Annotated in this window: 13 protein-coding genes and 1 tRNA gene; 7 read left to right on the top strand and 7 right to left on the bottom strand. The window is 66.6% G+C overall.

Features of this window, described 5'->3' with window-relative positions; translation table 11 throughout:
• Positions 1–442: 442 nt before the first annotated feature.
• Positions 443–1,048 carry a TetR/AcrR family transcriptional regulator gene (locus BN1056_RS14370; RefSeq protein ID WP_425306134.1) on the top strand — a complete coding sequence of 202 codons (606 nt, stop codon included), beginning with the start codon at positions 443–445 and terminating at the stop codon, positions 1,046–1,048.
• A 90-nt stretch (positions 1,049–1,138) separates the two neighbouring features.
• The gene (locus BN1056_RS14365; protein WP_210582350.1) at positions 1,139–1,885 is read left to right on the top strand and encodes a CDP-alcohol phosphatidyltransferase family protein; all 747 of its coding nucleotides are present in this window, start codon (positions 1,139–1,141) and stop codon (positions 1,883–1,885) included.
• 51 nt (positions 1,886–1,936) lie between these two features.
• Here BN1056_RS14365 and BN1056_RS14360 read toward each other — a convergent pair whose 3' ends face one another.
• The 4 genes from BN1056_RS14360 to BN1056_RS14345 all read right to left on the bottom strand — a co-directional run bounded on the left by BN1056_RS14360 (position 1,937) and on the right by BN1056_RS14345 (position 6,886).
• Positions 1,937–3,115 (bottom strand): DUF1972 domain-containing protein, encoded by a 1,179-nt coding sequence (locus tag BN1056_RS14360; RefSeq protein ID WP_210582348.1) that lies wholly within the window; start codon positions 3,113–3,115, stop codon positions 1,937–1,939.
• Positions 3,105–4,121, bottom strand: a complete 1,017-nt coding sequence (locus tag BN1056_RS14355) for a glycosyltransferase family 2 protein (protein ID WP_210582346.1) — start codon at positions 4,119–4,121, stop codon at positions 3,105–3,107. The genes BN1056_RS14360 and BN1056_RS14355 overlap by 11 nt, the downstream gene beginning before the upstream one ends.
• A gap of 157 nt (positions 4,122–4,278) precedes the next feature.
• The gene (locus BN1056_RS14350; protein ID WP_210582344.1) at positions 4,279–4,935 is read right to left on the bottom strand and encodes a YveK family protein; all 657 of its coding nucleotides are present in this window, start codon (positions 4,933–4,935) and stop codon (positions 4,279–4,281) included.
• Positions 4,936–5,599: 664 nt separating this feature from the next.
• Positions 5,600–6,886: a glycerophosphodiester phosphodiesterase gene (locus BN1056_RS14345; protein WP_210582342.1), complete on the bottom strand. Its 1,287-nt coding sequence runs from the start codon at positions 6,884–6,886 to the stop codon at positions 5,600–5,602.
• A 290-nt stretch (positions 6,887–7,176) separates the two neighbouring features.
• On the opposite strand from BN1056_RS14345, the gene BN1056_RS14340 reads away from it, so the two are divergent.
• From BN1056_RS14340 to BN1056_RS14330, 3 genes are all read left to right on the top strand, one after another.
• Positions 7,177–7,248 (top strand) — tRNA-Gln (locus BN1056_RS14340).
• A 148-nt stretch (positions 7,249–7,396) separates the two neighbouring features.
• The gene (locus BN1056_RS14335; protein ID WP_210582340.1) at positions 7,397–8,401 is read left to right on the top strand and encodes a bifunctional UDP-N-acetylglucosamine diphosphorylase/glucosamine-1-phosphate N-acetyltransferase GlmU; all 1,005 of its coding nucleotides are present in this window, start codon (positions 7,397–7,399) and stop codon (positions 8,399–8,401) included.
• A 66-nt stretch (positions 8,402–8,467) separates the two neighbouring features.
• Positions 8,468–9,442: a ribose-phosphate diphosphokinase gene (locus tag BN1056_RS14330; RefSeq protein WP_111820157.1), complete on the top strand. Its 975-nt coding sequence runs from the start codon at positions 8,468–8,470 to the stop codon at positions 9,440–9,442.
• Positions 9,443–9,483: 41 nt separating this feature from the next.
• Here BN1056_RS14330 and BN1056_RS14325 read toward each other — a convergent pair whose 3' ends face one another.
• On the bottom strand, positions 9,484–10,206 hold the full coding sequence (locus tag BN1056_RS14325; protein WP_210582338.1) for a polysaccharide deacetylase family protein: 723 nt from the start codon (positions 10,204–10,206) through the stop codon (positions 9,484–9,486).
• Positions 10,203–11,204, bottom strand: coding sequence for a glycosyltransferase family 2 protein (locus BN1056_RS14320; RefSeq protein ID WP_210582336.1), 1,002 nt, complete (start codon positions 11,202–11,204; stop codon positions 10,203–10,205). Before BN1056_RS14320 ends, BN1056_RS14325 begins: the two co-directional genes overlap by 4 nt.
• A 267-nt stretch (positions 11,205–11,471) precedes the next feature.
• Here BN1056_RS14320 and BN1056_RS14315 point away from each other — a divergent pair, with 267 nt between their 5' ends.
• The gene (locus tag BN1056_RS14315) at positions 11,472–12,782 is read left to right on the top strand and encodes an MATE family efflux transporter (protein WP_244671745.1); all 1,311 of its coding nucleotides are present in this window, start codon (positions 11,472–11,474) and stop codon (positions 12,780–12,782) included.
• Positions 12,783–12,893: 111 nt separating this feature from the next.
• Here BN1056_RS14315 and BN1056_RS14310 read toward each other — a convergent pair whose 3' ends face one another.
• Positions 12,894–14,030 (bottom strand): glycosyltransferase family 4 protein, encoded by a 1,137-nt coding sequence (locus tag BN1056_RS14310; RefSeq protein WP_244671744.1) that lies wholly within the window; start codon positions 14,028–14,030, stop codon positions 12,894–12,896.
• Positions 14,031–14,309: 279 nt separating this feature from the next.
• On the opposite strand from BN1056_RS14310, the gene BN1056_RS14305 reads away from it, so the two are divergent.
• On the top strand, positions 14,310–17,357 hold the full coding sequence (locus tag BN1056_RS14305) for a LamG domain-containing protein (protein ID WP_210582334.1): 3,048 nt from the start codon (positions 14,310–14,312) through the stop codon (positions 17,355–17,357).
• Positions 17,358–17,621: the final 264 nt, after the last annotated feature.

The raw sequence follows: 17,621 nt of genomic DNA, 5'->3' as shown, positions 1-17,621 counted from the left end.
AAGCCGCCAGGCCGGCAGCACCCGCCACCCACCCCGGCACACCCGCATACCGGACAAGCCGTTAATGCCTGGTGTGGGGCGGGCGCTGGTTGCGGAGGGCGGCCGTCGGCGGCGTCGAGCAAGCCGAACCGCCCGGGGTGCCATACTCGCGGCTCCCGTGCGGCGGTCCCCTGTGTGCCCAGTGCCGGCGAGAGGCGTCCTTGAGAGCCGACGCTCGGCGCCGGTCGGGTCGAGGCGGCCCGCGTGTGCCGCCGACAGGGGTTTCGCAGTCGCGCCGTGTTAGGCTCACTTTGAAGCAGGAGGAAGCCGAAAGTCGTCGTTTGTCCCCGATGCCCAGGCGTTGCGCGCGCAACGCCTTGTCGGACGCCCCGGCATACCCGAGTTGCAAGACGCAGACACCCAACGAGCAGTTATGAGCAGCAAGGCCAGCAAGAGAACCCGGATGAGCGCCTCCGAACGGCGTGAGCAACTGATCGCCGTGGCCCGAGCGCTGTTCGCTGAGAAGGGCTTCGAGGCCACCAGCATTGAGGAGATCGCCAACCGCGCCAAGGTGTCCAAGCCCGTGGTCTATGAGCACTTCGGTGGCAAGGAGGGCCTGTACGCCGTCATCGTGGACCGCGAACTCACCGCCATCTCCACCACGATCACGCAGGCGCTAAAGTCCTCCTCGTCCGCCTCGGTGATCGTCGAGCGCGCCGCGCTGGCGCTGCTCACCTACATCGAGGAATCCTCCGACGGCTTCCGCATCCTGTCCGCCACCAACACCCACAGCTCGGACACCTACTCCACCCTGCTGGCCGACGTCGCGATCCAAGTGTCGGGGCTGCTCGCCAAGCAGTTCTCCACGCACGGGCTCGATCCGCGCACCGCCCCGCTGTACGCGCAGATGCTGGTCGGCATTGTGGCCATGCCCTCGCAGTGGTGGCTGGACAACCCGGCGATGAGCAAGGAAGAGGTGGCCGCTCACATGGTCAACCTCGCCTGGAACGGCTTGCGCGCCATGACCCCCAATCCCACTCTGCGCGACGTCCCGACCACGGCGGAGTAGCACGCCGGGAGCTACCGGCCTCGGCCGGAGTCGGCGCCGCGCGGGGCATGCTAACTTGTTATGTCGTTGTACTACTGATTGGAGCTCTGGATGAGCGCATCCGCGTCCCAGACGAGTCCTCGCCCCTCAATCCGGGAGAACATTCATGCCTTGGCGTCGGCGCAGAAGGCGAAGGCGGGTGCCCCGCTGTACTCCCGCCTGATCAACCGGCCCGTGGGGCGGGTACTCGCCGCCATCGCCCACCGGCTGGGCATGACGCCTGACCAGGTCACGGCGATCTCCGCCTGCTGCACCTACGTCGGCATTGTGTTGCTGGCCGTATGGCGCCCCTCGGTGCTCGCCTGTGTGGCCACATCCCTGCTGCTGATGCTCGGCTATGCCCTGGACTCGGCGGACGGCCAGTTGGCGCGTCTACGGCATGGCGGCTCGAAGGCGGGGGAGTGGTTGGACCACGTGGCCGACGTGATCAAGCTGTCCACGATCCACGGTGCCATCGCCATCGGCCTGTTCCGCTTCGCCGACCTGTCGACGCCGGCGCTGCTGCTGGTGCCGCTGGCCTTCGGTGCGGTGCAGAACATCCACTTCTTCAGTTACATCCTCACCTACCAGTTGCGCTACGCCGGCGGCACCCCGTTGGCGAAGGACGAGGGTCGCGCGGGCGTGTTGAAGTCGCTGCTGTCGGTGCCCACCGACTACGGGCTGATGTGCCTGGTGCTGGTGCTGCGCTTCGCGCCCGTGGTGTTCCTGTGGGTGTACGGGCTCATGTTGTTGGGACATGCCGGCTATGTGACGCTGGCGCTGCCCAAGTGGTATCTGGAACTGCGCCGCGGCCATTGACGCTTGCGCCTGTTCGACGTCGCGGCCCGCGACAAAGCCCCGCGCGCCCAGCTATTCCGGGAACGCCCCGGTCCGGCGTCCGGAGGGGCGTCGGCGTCGGGGGCCCTGTTCGGCCAGGCGGCGGCACAGTGCCTCGTAGCGATCGGTTACCTCGTCCCAGTCGTACAGGGCGGCCCGGCCGCGGGACAGCTCGCCGCGGCGTGCCTGCGCGTCCGGATCGGCCTCCGCGGAGTCGACCAGGGCGGCGACGTCGGCGGCCGTGGCCCAGTAGCGGCCGGCGTCGCCGAGCACCTCCCGGTTGAAGGGGACGTCGAAGGCGTCCACGGCGGCCCCGGCGCCGATGGCGCGCAGCAGGGAGGGATTGGTGCCGCCCACGGAGTGGCCGTGGTAGTAGACGAGCGCGCCCGCGTACAGCTGGTCGAGCAGTTCCTGGTCCCAGACCCCGCCGAGTAGGCGGACGCGGGAGTCGGCCAGCTGCTCGATGCGGGCCGTGTACTCATTCGCGTAGGGGGCTGAGCCGACGACGACGAGTGGCAGTCGTGCCCCCGAGCGGACGTAGCCGTCGACGATCACGTCCACGTGGTTCTCGATCTCAAAGCGGGCCACCACCAGGTGGAAGCCACCGGCCTGCAGCCCGAGCTCGGCCAGCCGGTCGGTGCCGACGACGACCTGCGGGGCCCCGTAGGCGATCAGGTCCGTGTCCGCCTCGAACTCCTCGGCGTAGTAGTCGGCGATGCCCCGGGCGTCGGCGATTAGCGCGTCCGAGTAGCGCACCGCCAGCGCCTCGGCCGCCCGGTAGTAACGCCTGCCCGTGGGACCCCATTTGCCGCGCCGCCACTCCAGGCCATCCACGTGGGTGGCCACGGGGATGCGGGCGGAGCGCAGAGCCGGCAGGAAGGGCGAGTTGGCGGCGTTGAAGACGATGGCGACGTCCGGGTGCACGCGCGGCAGCAGGTGCCGCACCGACAGTGCGGTGTGGGAGAGCGTCTCCAGGGAGCGCTTCTTCAGCGCCGGCAGCTCCACCACCCGCATGCCGCGATACATGCGGGGCAGGGGCGTGTCCGGGTCGGGGTTGCGGGAGTAGACGAGTACCCGGTGGCCCCGTGCGGCGAGGCGACGGCCCACCTCCTCGATGGCGGTCTCGAAGCCCCCGTAGCGTGCGGGCACGCCGCGGGTTCCGAGCATGGCGATGCGCAGCCGGTCGGGCCACGCGGTGGAGCTAGCGGTCATTGGGCCTCTCTCGTTGGGTGAAGCGTTCCCGGTGGACGAGACGCAGCCCGTCGATCGCCCCGCGTACGGCGGGCACCAGGGTGGTGGTGGGATGGGTCAGCAGCTGACGGCGGCCGCCGCGCAGGAGGATCCGCCAGGACTCCTGGGGGGTGCGCCGCACCCAGCGGGCCAGTTCTCCGCGGCGTGCCCAGCGCGTACCCAACAGCAGGCGGTTGCGGACGTTCCAGTAGTAGTAGGTAGCCGAGTGCCGCTGCCCGCCCGGCCGCTCACGCGACTCGGTGCCGGCCGCGCCGGCGGGGTCCGCCGATTCGCTGCCGGTTGCGTCTCGGCGGGGGCGCTGGGTTCCGCCCTCCACATGGCGGGCGACGATGTCGGTGTCGTTGAGCAGACGACCGCCGGCGGCCAGTACGCGTAGGGAGAAGTCGACGTCCTCCCAGTACAGGAAGTAGTCCTCCGCCAGGCCACCGGTCGCCTCCCACAGCCGGCGGGAGACCGCGAAGCAGGCGCCGGTCAGCCATTCCGCGTGACGGTGCCCCGCGATCAGAGTGGTGCGTGGGGACCGGGTGGCGCCGTCGGTCAGGTCCACGCGGTAGCCGTAGAAGACGGGCCTGCCGGCATCGTCGACGATCATGGGAGCGACGAGCGTCATGGGGTCCGCCTCTACATGCGCCACGAGCGCGGCGAGCTGATCGGGGGCGATGGTCGCGTCCGGATTGAGGATGGCGAACGTCTGGGCGCCGGCGTCGAGTGCGGCTCGGACGCCTCGATTCACGCCTGCGCCGAAGCCGAGGTTGGCGTCGGGCAGTACCGTCAGCCAGCCGTGGGCTTGGGCCTGGGCGGTCACGGCTGCCCGCTCGGCGGGGGTCGTCGCGTTGTCTACGACCACAATCCGAGGTGTCCCGGTACTCGGGGAAGCATCGGCGGAAAGGGGGACGAGATTGGTCTCCAGCAGCTCGTGCGATCCGTAGTTGACGACTATGACTGCCGTGGAGGAGAGGTTAGTCATGCCAGCCGTATCTTCTTAACCGGGTTCCGATTGGGTGGTTGTGGTCGCAACCAAGGGGAGCGTCTCAGCGAGACCGCGTACTGCGCGCGATGCCATTGTACTGATATACGGTCCACGGGTGATGGTTGCGAGTGCCACGAGGCTGTAAGTCTGCGAATCAACTCGTGCGTGTTGTGCCCTCGTTGGGCTGGTCGGCTGTGGCCTCGCCGTGTGCATCCGTCGTCCGACTGACTTGGTTGAGCAACAACACGACCGATATGCCGATTACAGTCCCGAGGACGGCGCCGTACAGGGAGTATCGCATCTTTGAAGGGCCGGACGGGGAGGAGGGTAAGGATGCTTCGTCTATGTCGGCCAGTGTCAATGGGGTTTCTTCCTGACCCCTGACTGACATGCCCTCGATGACCTCCCGCAGTGCCTCCACCTCGGCAGCAGCTATCGCCTGTGCCTCTGCCGCGGAGGAGGCATCCGCCGTTACTTCCAAGATGAGGCTGTTCTCCGTGTTAGTGACCGAGACGGCATGCTTGACTTTGGCCTGATCAACGCCCGTGGACTCAGCAACCTGTGTGAGAACAGAATCAGAGGTGCCGATCTCTACCAGGGTTGGCATCACTCCGGTGGTGATCGTGCTCACAGAAGACACGTTATTGGCGCCCTTGATCCCCTCTGCTGCCACAAGTGCGCTGGCCTCCGATGTGTATACGGGCATGCTAGCCGCGGCGATGATGAGGCCTACGAGCGTTCCCAAAACGATGTGGGCGACTAGGAGAGGCGCATATTTCCGCAGCAGAATCAGGATGTCGTCGGTGTACATGGGGTCCCTCAGCATCCTGGTATGTCCTCTCGGTCGCGCTTGTTGACTGACTTTGCCAGGTGGCTAGTTTTATCATAGCGTGATGCTAGTCGGCCTCGCTGTCGGACGATGTGCAGACGCTGCTGTGGAACGCGCGACGGTCAGGCGAGGACGAAGGGCGCCCGGCCAGCTGGGACCATTGGTATCGAGTTGATCAGGCCGAGTCCGGGGAATCGAAGCTCGACATCCTCACTGCCCTCGACTCGGGGGAACGCGGCGAACGCAACGTACAGGGAAGCGTCTGTGGTAGTGCTGGTGACCGCGGGTTGGCTGCTGAGTGGACGAAGCGCCAAGCCGCGGCTGAGTGACAGCAGGCGAACCCCTGCGGGTTTGTAGCCTGTGGCGGTCGTGGAGAAGGCGCCTGTGCTGGTTAGTATGCCTGTGTCGTTTGCGCTAGCCGCTACACGTAGTATCGTGACGCCGTCTATTACCGCCGCCGGACCTATTATCAGTTCCGCCGGTGAGTCCGCTTGTGAGGCGTGTGCAGATGGAGTCGTGTACGGGGCGGTCATGACCCCGGCTGCCGTAATGCCTGCTGCCAGCAGGCCAAAATGGCGCCTGGATAGCGTTGGATGCGTAACTGACGCGACGGTTGCGTAGGTCGGTGCTGTGCTTGACGGCGTGGTCATGCGATCGTCATCCCATCGATCTTGGCGCTCATGGCGCCGATCGCGCCATGGCTAATGCAGGTATCCAGTGCTTGTTGGCTATTGCAGATGTGGCCGATGAGGGGAACGCCATATCCAGCTGCGGTCTGCCAGGCGGCTTCGCTTGCATACCAGGGGACTCCGAACAGATCCCAGTGGGGTGCCCAGGTGGCGGCTTCGCCGCTGGTTATGTGCTCCTCGTACGCGTAGCCCCACGTTCGGAAGCCTGCTTCGCGCCAGATGTCGGCCAGCCAGGTCGCATCACCGGAGAACTTGAGAATGGTGTGGTCGGGGTCCAGCCACGGCAGGTAGGTTTGGTGAGCCGCGCCGCTGTGTTTGGGGTCGATGAAGAGGACGTGGTCGTCACCATAGGCGGCCTGCAGGTCGTCGAGCCGGATGAAGGGTTCGCCCATGGTGGTATATCGGCGTACTTCGGCCCAGGTCATCTGGGATACGCGGGTACTGGGGGCGCTGGGGTCGACCGCCTGCAGATTCTTGTTGTGAACCCCCACGGGAACGCCATCGGAGGTGAGGTTAAAGCTGAACTCCAGGGCTGGAACGTCCCTGGAGACGGACTCGCTGTAGGCGCGCAGGCTCATCTCCGGCCAGTCCGCCGATCCTCCGCGATGGGCGATCATCCAGCCGCCCGTGCGGGACAGTAACGTGTCCACGTCGATATGCGGAGGCTCTGTTAAAACGGCTTGCGTGTGGGAGACTGTCTGTTCGTCGGCGCCGCGCACGGATATGTTTACGGTTGTTGAGGTTTGTGCGGCTTGAAGTTCCATGGCCGCCCACACGGTTGTCGCCTTGGTCGGCGTCTCCGTGATGGTGCCGCCTGATGGAGAAGTGAGTAACACTCGCAAAGATGACCACGAGGCGGTGGTGCTTGCCTCGCCGGCGTACACGACTTGAGCATCGGCAACTGTGAAGGCGTTGAGCGTCGAGTAGCGGGTTGCGTGTTGCTGCGTGATGACGAGGCCGGGGGCGGGGGTATCAGGTTTGTCGGCCGTCCAAGTGGAGACGACAGGAGTCGAACCGGGTTCGACTCCTGAAATGGCAAGGAGAAGACCGCGTTGACGAGAGGTGTTCGTGGATGTGCCTCCCCACCATTGGGAGATGGTCACGTTCCCGGACTGTGGTGTCCAGGTCCACGCGATGAAACCGGAGCGGTCGAGGCTGTTCGTTCCATTTGAGTAGGAATACTCCCAGCCTGCGGGTACGCCGTTCGTGCCGACGTATCCGAACTGTGAACTGGTGATCAGCACCAACAACTGTCCCGGACGGGTGGAGATGGATAACGGGTCGCCCGAGCCTGCGTATGCCTCAGCGTGTGCCAAGGATTGAACTTCTATCAAGGGATCCCCTGTCGAATCATGGGTGCGGAGTGGATGCGAGCTTGTTTACACCGCCTCTCAGGCTAGCAGGTAGCTAGTGTTTTCATGCAAGGATGTGTCCAAGAGTACTCGTGTGGTCGCGCTGAGGGGTGAACTAAGGGTGCGCCGGAGTATGAGAAACTATGCCGGCGCCCGGCCGCACGGTCGGCCACGGGCGCTCTTCCGCCCTGGTGTAGAGGCAGCACGCAGGCCTTTGGAGCCTTGAGAGCCGGGTTCGAATCCTGGGGGCGGAACCGGGCCGGCACGACGCCACGCAGTCGCGCCGGCTGAATAGACGGTGCGCGGATCGGGTTGGGGCCTGGCGGCGGGCGACGTAGGATGGCATCGCCGGGCCGCCAGCGGCCTTGAGCCTCACCTTGAGATCCACTGAGAAGAGGACCCGTGGCTTCCACCTCCCCCGCCGCCGTCATCGTCATGGCCGCCGGCAAGGGCACCCGCATGCGCTCGTCCCTGCCCAAGGTGCTGCACCGCATCGGTGGGCGCAGTCTGTTGGAGCACGCCGTCGTGGCCGCCCGCGGGCTCGAGCCGGAGCACCTGGTGGTCGTGGTGCGCCACCAGCGCGACGCGGTCGTGGCCGAGCTCGCCGAGTTCGCCCCGGATGTTCTGCCCGCCGACCAGGATGAGATTCCCGGTACCGGACGGGCCGTCGCCTGCGGGCTGGCGGCCCTGCCCGAGGACCTGGTCGGACCGGTGGTGGTCACCAGCGGCGACGTTCCGCTCCTGGATACCGCCACCCTGCGGGCGCTCGTGCGTCAGCACGCCGAGCGCGACGACGCCGTAACCGTGCTCACCACCGTGTTGGACGACCCCACCGGCTATGGGCGTATCCTGCGCGACGACGCCGGGGCCGTGATCGGAATCGTTGAGCAGCGTGATGCCAGCCCGGCCCAGCTCGCCGTCAACGAGGTCAACGCCGGCGTGTACGTCTTCGACGCCGCCCACCTGCGCCGGGCCCTGGCCACTCTGGGGACCGATAATGACCAGGGCGAGGTCTATCTCACCGACGTTGTCGCCCACGCGTACCGCGAAGGACGGGCCACCTCCGCGCTGGCCGTAACCGACCACTGGCTTGTCGAGGGCTGCAACGACCGCGCCCAGCTCGCCTCGCTCGGCGCCGAACTCAACCGGCGCGTCCTCTCGGCTTGGATGGAGCAGGGCGTCGGCGTCGTCGATCCGGCGGGGACCTGGGTGGACGTCACCGTCGAGCTCGCCCGCGATGTTCGGCTGGAGCCCGGCGTCCTGCTGCGCGGGGCCACCCGCATCGGTGAGGGCGCCGTCGTCGGGCCATACTCGGTGCTGACGGACGCCGACATCCCGGCGGGTGCCGTCGTCGCCCCCTTCAGTCTGCTCGGATCGGACCTGCCTGCCGCCGGAAGACCGGCCTGACCGACTCTTCCCACCGTCCGAGCCCAGAAAACCGGACCGCACCGGCCACGAGAGAGGAACCACGTCATGACCGGCATCATCACCAAGGGCGAGAAGCGGCTCGTCATCGTATCCGGGCGGGCCCACCCGCAGCTCGCCCAGGACGTGGCCTCCGAGCTCGGCACCGAGGTGCTCTCCTCGACGGCCTACGACTTCGCCAACGGCGAGACCTATGTGCGCTTCAACGAGTCCGTGCGCGGCTGCGACGTGTTCGTCATGCAGTCCCACGGAGACCGGGTCAACGACTGGATTATGGAGCAGCTCATTATGGTGGACGCGCTCAAACGCGCCTCCGCCAAGCGCATCACCGTGGTCGCCCCCTTCTACCCCTACGCGCGGCAGGACAAGAAGCACCTGGGGCGCGAGCCCATCTCCGCCCGGCTCGTCGCCGACCTGTACAAGACCGCCGGCGCCGACCGCATCATGAGCGTGGACCTCCACTCCAGCCAGGAGCAGGGGTTCTTCGACGGCCCTTGGGACCACCTGTGGGCCCAACCCGTGCTGGTGGACTACATCCGCCGCCGCATCGACGTGGCCAACGCCGCCGTGGTCTCCCCGGACGCGGGACGCATCCGCGTCGCCGAGCGCTGGGCGAACGCCATGGGCGGGGTGCCGCTCGCATTCGTCCACAAGACCCGCGATGTCACCCGGCCGAACGAGTCCGTGGCCAACCGCGTGGTCGGCGACGTGGAGGGACGCTCCTGCGTGCTCGTGGATGACATGATCGACACCGGCGGCACCATCGCCAAGGCCGTGCAGGTACTGCTGGCCTCCGGCGCCAAGGATGTGATCGTCGCCGCCACCCATGGCGTGCTCTCGGGCCCCGCCGTCGAGCGCTTGTCGGGCTGCGGCGCCCGCGAGGTGGTGGTCACTGACACCCTTCCCATCGCCCCCGGCAAGCGCTTCGACTCCCTGACCGTGCTGCCGATCGCGCCGCTGCTGGCACGCGCCATCAAGGCCGTCTTCGACGACGGCTCGGTGACCAGCCTGTTCGAGTCCTGAACGCGACCGGCCGGCATGGCGGCCTCGGGCGGCAACCGTCCTTAACGCGAGAAACTGAGTCGACGGACCGGGGTGCCAGTGGTCAGCGCCGTTCCCAGTGACACCGCGGACAGGCCGCGTGCCTCCAGGCCCGTTAGCACCTCGGACAGCAACGCCACCTTGTCGACCCCGCTCACGGCTTCCTCCGTCGCCAGATCGGAGGCGTCGGCGGCACCATCGTGGGCGAGCAGGATCGCCCCGGGGACGGCGTCGCGCATGGCGCGCGCGACGCGCTCCTCGTGGGAGACGTCCTTCCAGTCCCAGGTCGTGCCGGACCACAGGACGGTGGTCAGCCCCGCCGCCGACGCGGCCAGTCGACTGCGCGGGGACTGCGCGCCGTGGGGCGGCCGGAACCAGCGCACCGGCACGCCGGCGATGTCCTCAAGTTCGGCGCGGGCGTCCCGCAGCCAGTGGGCGAGGTCGTGGCGGGGCAGGGTGGTGACCCGGCGGTGATCGAGCCCATGCAACGCGACCTCGTGACCCGCCTGGACGAGTTCACCGACCAGACCGGTGCTGCGTCGCGCCCGGGTGAGCAGCATGAAGAAGGTCGCCTGCGCGTTGTGATCGGCCAGGACGGTGGCAAGCGGCTCGGTGCTGCCGGGCAGGGGACCGTCGTCAAACGTCAGCACCACCTGACGAGAACGCGTACGCACACTCATCACCGATCCCATCACGGGGCCGAGGAGCGCGTCCGCAGGCCGTCTGAGCAATGATTTCATGGTCATCGTGTGTCCTCCTCGCGGCGGAAGGAACCTGGGGCGAGGGAACGGGGCGCCCGGACCAATCGGCTGAGCGGCCGGGGCGAACGCGCATACTCGTTCCATGACAGCCCCAGGCCGGCCAGAGTCATGCCGGCCCCACGAGCGGCCAAGCGCCAACCCCGCGCGTCGGCGCGCAGGTCGCGGCGTAAGGCTCCCCAGCCGGCGCGCGTCAGGCCGACGGCGACCCTGCCCGCGCCGCCTGCCAGCACGCGTACTCGTGCCAGCGGCCCGGTGCCGAAGTGCAGGTCAAGCAGGCCGGAGGTGTTGCCATGGCTGAGTTGGCGGGCCAGCACCCAGCGGCGCGTAACCCGCTCGGTGGCCACGTGGTCGACGACGATCGCATCCCGGGCGAAGACGATGCGCCCGCCCCGAGCCACCAGCGTGCGGGTCAGCAGCGTGTCCTCACCTCCCGACAGCCCCAGCGCCCCGCTGAAGCGGAGATCGCCGAGCTGATGCAGGTCGAGCAGGAGGTTCCCGCAGGCGGCCGCGGGCCGTTCGGAGCCGTCGGGGAAGCGGCGCCGCTCGAAGAAGCCTCCGGCGAGGATCCAGGGGGAGGGGCGAGTCGGGTAGCGGGTGTCCACCCAGCCGGCGACGGCGGCCGCACCCGTCTCCCGCCAGCGCTCCAGCATGCCCTCGAGCCAGCCGGATACCGGCGTTCCGTCGTCGTCGATGAACAGCAGGAGGTCGCGCCCCGCGGCCGATACCTCATCCAGGGCGCGGTTACGACCCGCGGAGATGCCCGGAACCGGTTCCACCACGCAGCGCACCCCCGCCAGCCCCAGGGACTCGACGGCCTCTTTACCCGAGGCGGCCGGATCGTTGTCCACGACCAGCACGTCGACTTCGCACCACGGCGGGGCGGCGGCGGCCTGGTCGTGGACCAGCCGCACCGTCTCGCACACCTGCTCCGGGCGGTGGAAGGTGAGTATCGCGACCGTGGCGCGCAGGCCGGGTGCCGTCACTGCGGGATACTTCTGCGCGGCGTCAGGAGAACCTTGGTGAAGATCATGTTCGACTCCTTGGTATGCGGGATAGCCTCGCTGCTACGTTACAGGCAGTCGCTACCCCGCGGCACCGAACCTCTGGCCTTGCGCTAGCGTGCTCCGTGCCGGTCGAGCACGGGGCATTGCGAGAAGCGGGAGTAGCACGTGAAGCGGAGTTCACAACGAGGCCTTCGGCCCGCCGGTCGGGTCGCCGGCGGCATGTGGGGATCGGTGGGGCGCACTGCCGTGGCGAAGATACTCGCGATGGGTGTCGCCGGTGTCTTCGGACTGGTCAACACACGCCTGATCATCGCTCACTTCGGTGCCGATGCCTACGCCCAGTACGGGCTTCTGGCGTCTTTCCCAGGTCTTATGCCCTTCACTGATTTGGGAATCGGCGCCGTTGTCATCAACGCGGTGGCCTCCTCCTCGAATCTGGCGAAAGACACGGTCGTCAGGCGTACCTTGACCACTGCGCTCCGTGCCATGACCGGATCGGCGCTCGTCATCGCAGCGGTGGGCGTCTGCCTGCAAGTGTTGGGGCTGTGGCCCGCAGTCCTAGGGGGCAAGCTCCTTCCTGGCGGCGAAACGGCGGCCACCTGGTGCCTGCTCATCTATGCCGCGGCGCTGCCGTTGGGCATAGGGCAGCGGGTGATTGTGGGCATGGGGAGATCTGCTGTCCAGGTTCTGTCACAAGCGATCGTGTCTCCGGCGATGACCGTGCTGCTGCTTGTTGCTGTGGCTGCCGGCGTGGACGATGGCAACCGAGTCCCGGTTTTCTCGTACGCGGCCAACACCCTCGTGTCCATAGTGTGTCTGGCAGTCGCCTGCTGGGCAGCAGGGCCCCTTCTGCTTGACGCCGCGAGAGACCTACCCAGGCTGCGAAGTGTTCCCGGCGTCAAGATCATTGGTACCGCCGGCCCTCAGCTGGTCCAATCCCTAGCAATCCCGATCGCATTTCAGACGGATCGTCTACTGCTCTCCCACCTGGGGCAGGGGAACTCGCTGGCCGAGTACAACCTCGCCGCCAGCATGTTTGGCCTGCTCACTCAGACGATCTCGGTGACAGGAGTTGCGATGTGGCCCCAGTTTGCCAAGGCACGGGCGCGCGGCCGCATCGAGTCCCCCTTTCGACCTGCGCTGATCTTCTCAGCCATCGCCCTCGTGCTGGCACTCATCCTCGTACTGTTGACGCCCTGGGCCGCGCGGCTGTTGTCCGACGGAAGAATCACCTTGCCCGCGGTTCTCCTGGTCGCCTATGCACTCGACGTCGTGGTCGAGGCCTTCAAGCAACCGCTCGGCATGTATATGACGGATCCGCACGGCCTGCAGTTTCAAATGCTGCCCGTGCTGGTGCTCGTGCCGACTAACTTCGCCCTGTCCTGGACCCTCATCGCCTACTGCGGTGCTGCGGGCCCGATTCTAGGTTCGGCGCTGTCGGTCATCGTGTGCCAGTTGGCGCCGTACTCGTGGTGGGTGCGCAGGGATCTGCGCAGGCGCAGGACTGCTGCCGGTGCCGGAGAGGAGGAACCGGAGTCGGCGAGTACTAGCGTGTGACTACAATTCCGCCGGGTGCCGCAGCGTCTACAGTCCGTGCTATTTCTGCATTGCGGGGCGGATGCGGTCCGGAGCGGTCGGGAGTGTGGATGATACACATCTGGTGATGAGTCACACATCGAGCACCGCCCGGGCGAAATCGCGCCGATAGCGTTCGACTGAGAATCGCGCCAATGCCTCGGCCCGCCCGGCCGATGCGATTCGGCGAGCCAGAGCAGGATCGGCGGCAAGCGTCTCCACGGCGTCGGCCAGGGCCGCGGGATCCCCGGGGGGCACCAATAGGCCGGTCTTGGGTGCATTCATCAGCACTTCGCTCAACCCCAGGCCGGCTGACGCGACGACGGGTCGGGCGGCGAGCATGCCTTCCGCGGCGACGTTTCCGAAGGACTCGCCGAATGAAGGGACGAGGACGACGTCGGCGTCCTCCAGAAACGGACGGGTGGGGCTCACATAACCGTGGAAACGCACCGAGCCCGCAAGATCTGGCTTCTCCTTCCGGGCGCGCAACTCCGACTCGAACCACTCGTAGCCGGGGAATACCGAGCCGCACACTTCCAGAGTGGTGTCGATGCCACGTGCCCGCAGGGTCGCCACTGCCTCCAACGCAACCATTGTTCCCTTCCGCGGAGACAGTCGGCCCACCACGACGCAACGCATCGGGTCGGATGGGATGCGCTCTCGCAGCGGTGCGGGTTCCCCGGTGTCGGGCACGCCGTTGGGGACGGTAACGACCCGATCGATCAAGCCGGGCAGGTCCGCTGTAAGTACTCGCGTGGTGGCGCCGGAGTTGGCAATGACTCGGTCGGCCGCCAGGAGTGGCGCAGCAAGCCCAGCGGCAACGAGGCGTCCGCGCCCGGCCTCGGCCTCATGGGCGTACACGACTACACGGATGCCGGCAATCCTCCCCGCGAGGATCCACCAGGGGATCGTGAGGGTGTTGACGAGCAGTACGTCCGGGCGTGCTCGCAGCAGCAGATCCGCGGCCGCGGCAACCGCGGGTCCCAGACTTGCTGCGAACGGTATGACACGCCTGGGTGAGAGCGCCGAACGGCGCAGGACGGGGAAACGGCGGACGTCCGTGGAGGCTCCGGCGGCGTGCAGGTAGTCATGGAGCGGACCGGACTCAGGCAGCTCCGTTTTGACTGTGGCGCCGGCCATACCCAGGGCGCGGACGGCCTCGACCAACTGGAGGTCCGAGCCGTAAAGATCGGCGGCGGGATGGACGACGAGGACGCGCCGGGTGTTCACAGTGCGTCACACCTCCTCGGTTCGTGCGGGCGGTGCAGAGGCACCCGCTTATGCTCACTGGCGCGAGCCCGCCGCGTTCCCGTGCTGGTGTCGAGAGAAATGGGCGGCTGAGATACGTTCCGGATGTGCACGTTGACCTGCCTGGTAGTGGGGAAGACAACAGTCTTGGGCAGTCGCCCGTTACTCTGAGTGGCTCGGAATGAGGCATACTTCGACTGGCCTTCCGGGTCCGCGGATGCCGCCAACCCTACTGGGTTAACTAGTTTACGTGGAGAGATTGTGAAGAATCCGCGCCTTCGTCGTGCTTTGGCGGTGCTGACTGCCGTCTGTCTTGCCCTGCCGGCCTTGATCGTCGTCTCTCCGACGTCCATGGCGGAGGCGCAGGAACCTGTTCGTCCCGCGACCGCCTACACGGCAGATGCGCTTCCGACGGCGCAGATTAACGGAGTCGTCTGGGACCAGGCAGTCGTCGGTACAACCGTATATGCGACCGGCGAGTTCACCCGTGCGCGACCGGCTGGCAGCCCGGCGGGCAGCGACGAGACGACGGTGTCCAACCTCGTGGCCTACGACTTGACCACGGGCGAATTACTCGGGGCTCCCATGCCGCAGTTCAACGGCGCGGGCTATGCGCTGGCCGTCTCCGATGACGGGCAGACGCTCTACGTAGCCGGCGCCTTCGATCAGGTGGACGGCGCATGGCACAACAGTCTGGTGGCACTCGATGTGAGTTCAGGGGCGCCAGTGGTCATGGAGTCCTTCAAGCCGGTGTTCAACACGGCAGTCAGGGCTGTCGACGTGGTTGGCGACGTCGTTTACGCCGGCGGTTATTTCACCGCGGTCAACGGTGTGACCAGGAATGAGTTGGCGGCCGTCGACGCAACAACCGGTGCCACGCTGGATTGGACTGCATCCGCCACCGGCACAAACGCGCAGGTTCGGGCTCTGCGCGTCTCCCCCGACGGCAGTAAAGTCGTAGTAGGCGGTTCCTTCTCGCAGATCAATGGCAGCTCCAACCCGGGCTACGGCCTGGCGCTGCTCGACGCCGTGACGGGCGCGGTTCTTCCCACCCCGGTCAACTCGGCGGTGAGGAACGCCGGGCAGTGGGGAGCGATCCTGGACATTGCGGTTGATGAGGGCGGTTTCTACGGCGCCGGCTACTCTCAGTCCCGCAGCCAGGCCAACCTCGAGGGGGTGTTCAAGGCCGACTGGGATGGCAACGAGCTGTGGATCGAGCCGTGCCACGGAGACTCCTACTCGGTGGTGCCCAGCGGCGGCGAGGTATATGTTGTCAACCACGCCCACAGTTGCGAGACCATCGGCGGCTTTGCGGACACAAAGGTAACGGTGAACGGCGTCACGCAGACTCGGTATTACTCCGGAATGGCTTTCACCAATTCGTCGGATATTGCAATTCGTAAGCAGGGGACCGGGCAGTACCAGGACTGGACCGGTCACAGCAGCCCCGACATTCTCGACTGGTACACCGATCTGGCTCAGGGAACGTATACAGGTCAATACCAGGCCGCATATGACATCGCCCTTACCGACGACTACGTGCTTCTTGCCGGTGAGTTCACATCGGCCGACGGAAGACCGCAGCAGGGGCTCGTGCGCTACCCGCGTCGAGGACTCACGACTTCACATGTACCCGAGGGAGACGCGTCCGACCTCGGGCTGACCGTGGCTGCGGGGTCCGGCGTCGTCACCGCCTCCTTTACCCCCACATGGGACCGTGACGACACGACGCTCAGCTACAGCTTGCTTCGCGATGACGACCCGAATCCGGTGGCCGCCCTCGAGGTCTCCGACCGCCACTGGGAGTCCCAGACGACCAGGACTCTGCGCGATCTTGGTGCATCCGCTGGAACACACTTGTATCGGCTCCAGGTGACTGATCCCGGCGGGAACACACTGACCACGGATCCTGTCTCTGTGGACGTTGATGGAGACGGCCCAGGCGAGCACGCGATGGGCGCCCTTAACCTCGGCGCCGCACATCTGTGGACGATGGAGGAGAGCTCCGGTACTACGCTGGCTGACCTGGCCGGAAATGCTCCTATGCAGATCAACAGCAGTGTGACCGTCGGAGCTGAGGGCGCTCGCGATGGTTCTCACGCGATCTCCTTGCGATCGGGGGCATCCGCCACCACCTCATCCTCCGACGGAGACATTCAGCCGTTCACCGTCGAGGCATGGATACGCACCAGTTCCACCAGTGCGGGTAGCATCATCTCGTATCGCTCCGGCTCAACTGTAGACCGGCTCCTATACCTGGATTCGGATGGGTACGTACGCCTGGGCGTCAATACCGGCCAGATACGAACTGTGCGTTCCGGCGCGGCTGTCAACGACGGGATCTGGCACCACATCGCCGCATCCCTGGGAGCCGATGGGGCCATGATCTATGTAGACGGCAGCCCGAGTGGCTCCGATGCGACCATTACGACCGCCCGATCGTTTTCCGGCATGTGGACACTCGGTGGCACGATCACCGGGTGGCCGGGAGCTACCAACGGTGCAGGCGGGTGGTGGAATCGTGCCTCGGTATCGGCCGTAGTCGGTGACATTGACGACCTCGCCGTGTATCCGAAGGCGCTTTCCGCCGAGGAGATTGCCTCCCGCGTTGCTCCAGCCGCCGACGGTGATACGCCAGTAGATCCGGCTGATCCTGCGGAGCCGGTGGCCGCCAGAATTCTCGTTGAAGACACCTTCTCCCGCGAAGTCGTGTCTGGCTGGGGACAGGCAGACACCGGGGAGGCCTGGCAGCTGCCGTCGTGGCGGCCGAGTTCGGTCGACGGCTCCGCGGGCGTCATCGGCCTTGACCAGCCGGGTTGGACGACTACAGCCGTGTTGCCCGCGGTTTCCACAACCTCGGCCGAGGTCACCGCGACGCTGACCCTGAATGAACAGCCGACGGGGGGTGGCATCTATACCACCGTGTTGGCTCGCCGGACCGATATGGGTTACTACGGAGTCAAGATCGTCACTGGCTCGGGTGGTCACGTCAGTGCCGTCTTGACCGCCGTTTCAGGCGGGGATGAGAAGGCTTTGGCGAGCGCGTACATCACAGGGGGCTGGACCCCGGAGACGCCGATCAACGTGACGGTGTCCGCAACTGGTATCGACACAACCACGTTGCAGGCCACTGTCTGGACAGGTGCCGGCACGGCGCCGCAGGAACCGACGCTGGTTGCAACCGACGACACTGAAGCGCTCCAGGCCGCGGGGACAGTCGGTATTCAGACGTACTTGTCCGGATCCGCCACATCGACCACCGGCGAGCTACGTGTGGACTCGTTCTCCGCTCGCGACCTGCAATTGTGACAAGGGCACGAGGAGGCGCGATGAGTATCAGTCGCCGTCGCCGCGTGGGCGCCGTCGTGCTCGCTGAGCTGATTCTTCTGGCCGGGTGCACAGGACAGGGGAATCCGGGTGGGTCCGCCCCGGCTGGTTCGTCGGCCACGTCGGCAGCGGCGTCTGCCTCCGCGACGGATTCGGGGGCTGGCTCAGCGGGGCGGGCCACCTCTGCTGTGGCTGCGTCGTCTACAACGGAGTCTCCTCAGCCGGGGGACCCCGGATATGTTCAGC

The sequence above is a fragment of the Actinomyces succiniciruminis genome (assembly GCF_900002405.1).
Classification (GTDB): domain Bacteria; phylum Actinomycetota; class Actinomycetes; order Actinomycetales; family Actinomycetaceae; genus Actinomyces; species Actinomyces succiniciruminis.
This window is presented reverse-complemented; position numbering and strand designations above follow the sequence as displayed.

What these genes read in the sequence shown, in the direction of transcription:
- BN1056_RS14370 (WP_425306134.1), top strand. Translation starts at nt 443, where the DNA reads ATGAGCGCCTCCGAACGGCGTGAGCAACTGATCGCCGTGGCCCGAGCG.
- BN1056_RS14365 (WP_210582350.1), top strand. Translation starts at nt 1,139, where the DNA reads ATGAGCGCATCCGCGTCCCAGACGAGTCCTCGCCCCTCAATCCGGGAG.
- BN1056_RS14360 (WP_210582348.1), bottom strand. Translation starts at nt 3,115, where the DNA reads ATGACCGCTAGCTCCACCGCGTGGCCCGACCGGCTGCGCATCGCCATG.
- BN1056_RS14355 (WP_210582346.1), bottom strand. Translation starts at nt 4,121, where the DNA reads ATGACTAACCTCTCCTCCACGGCAGTCATAGTCGTCAACTACGGATCG.
- BN1056_RS14350 (WP_210582344.1), bottom strand. Translation starts at nt 4,935, where the DNA reads ATGTACACCGACGACATCCTGATTCTGCTGCGGAAATATGCGCCTCTC.
- BN1056_RS14330 (WP_111820157.1), top strand. Translation starts at nt 8,468, where the DNA reads ATGACCGGCATCATCACCAAGGGCGAGAAGCGGCTCGTCATCGTATCC.
- BN1056_RS14325 (WP_210582338.1), bottom strand. Translation starts at nt 10,206, where the DNA reads ATGACCATGAAATCATTGCTCAGACGGCCTGCGGACGCGCTCCTCGGC.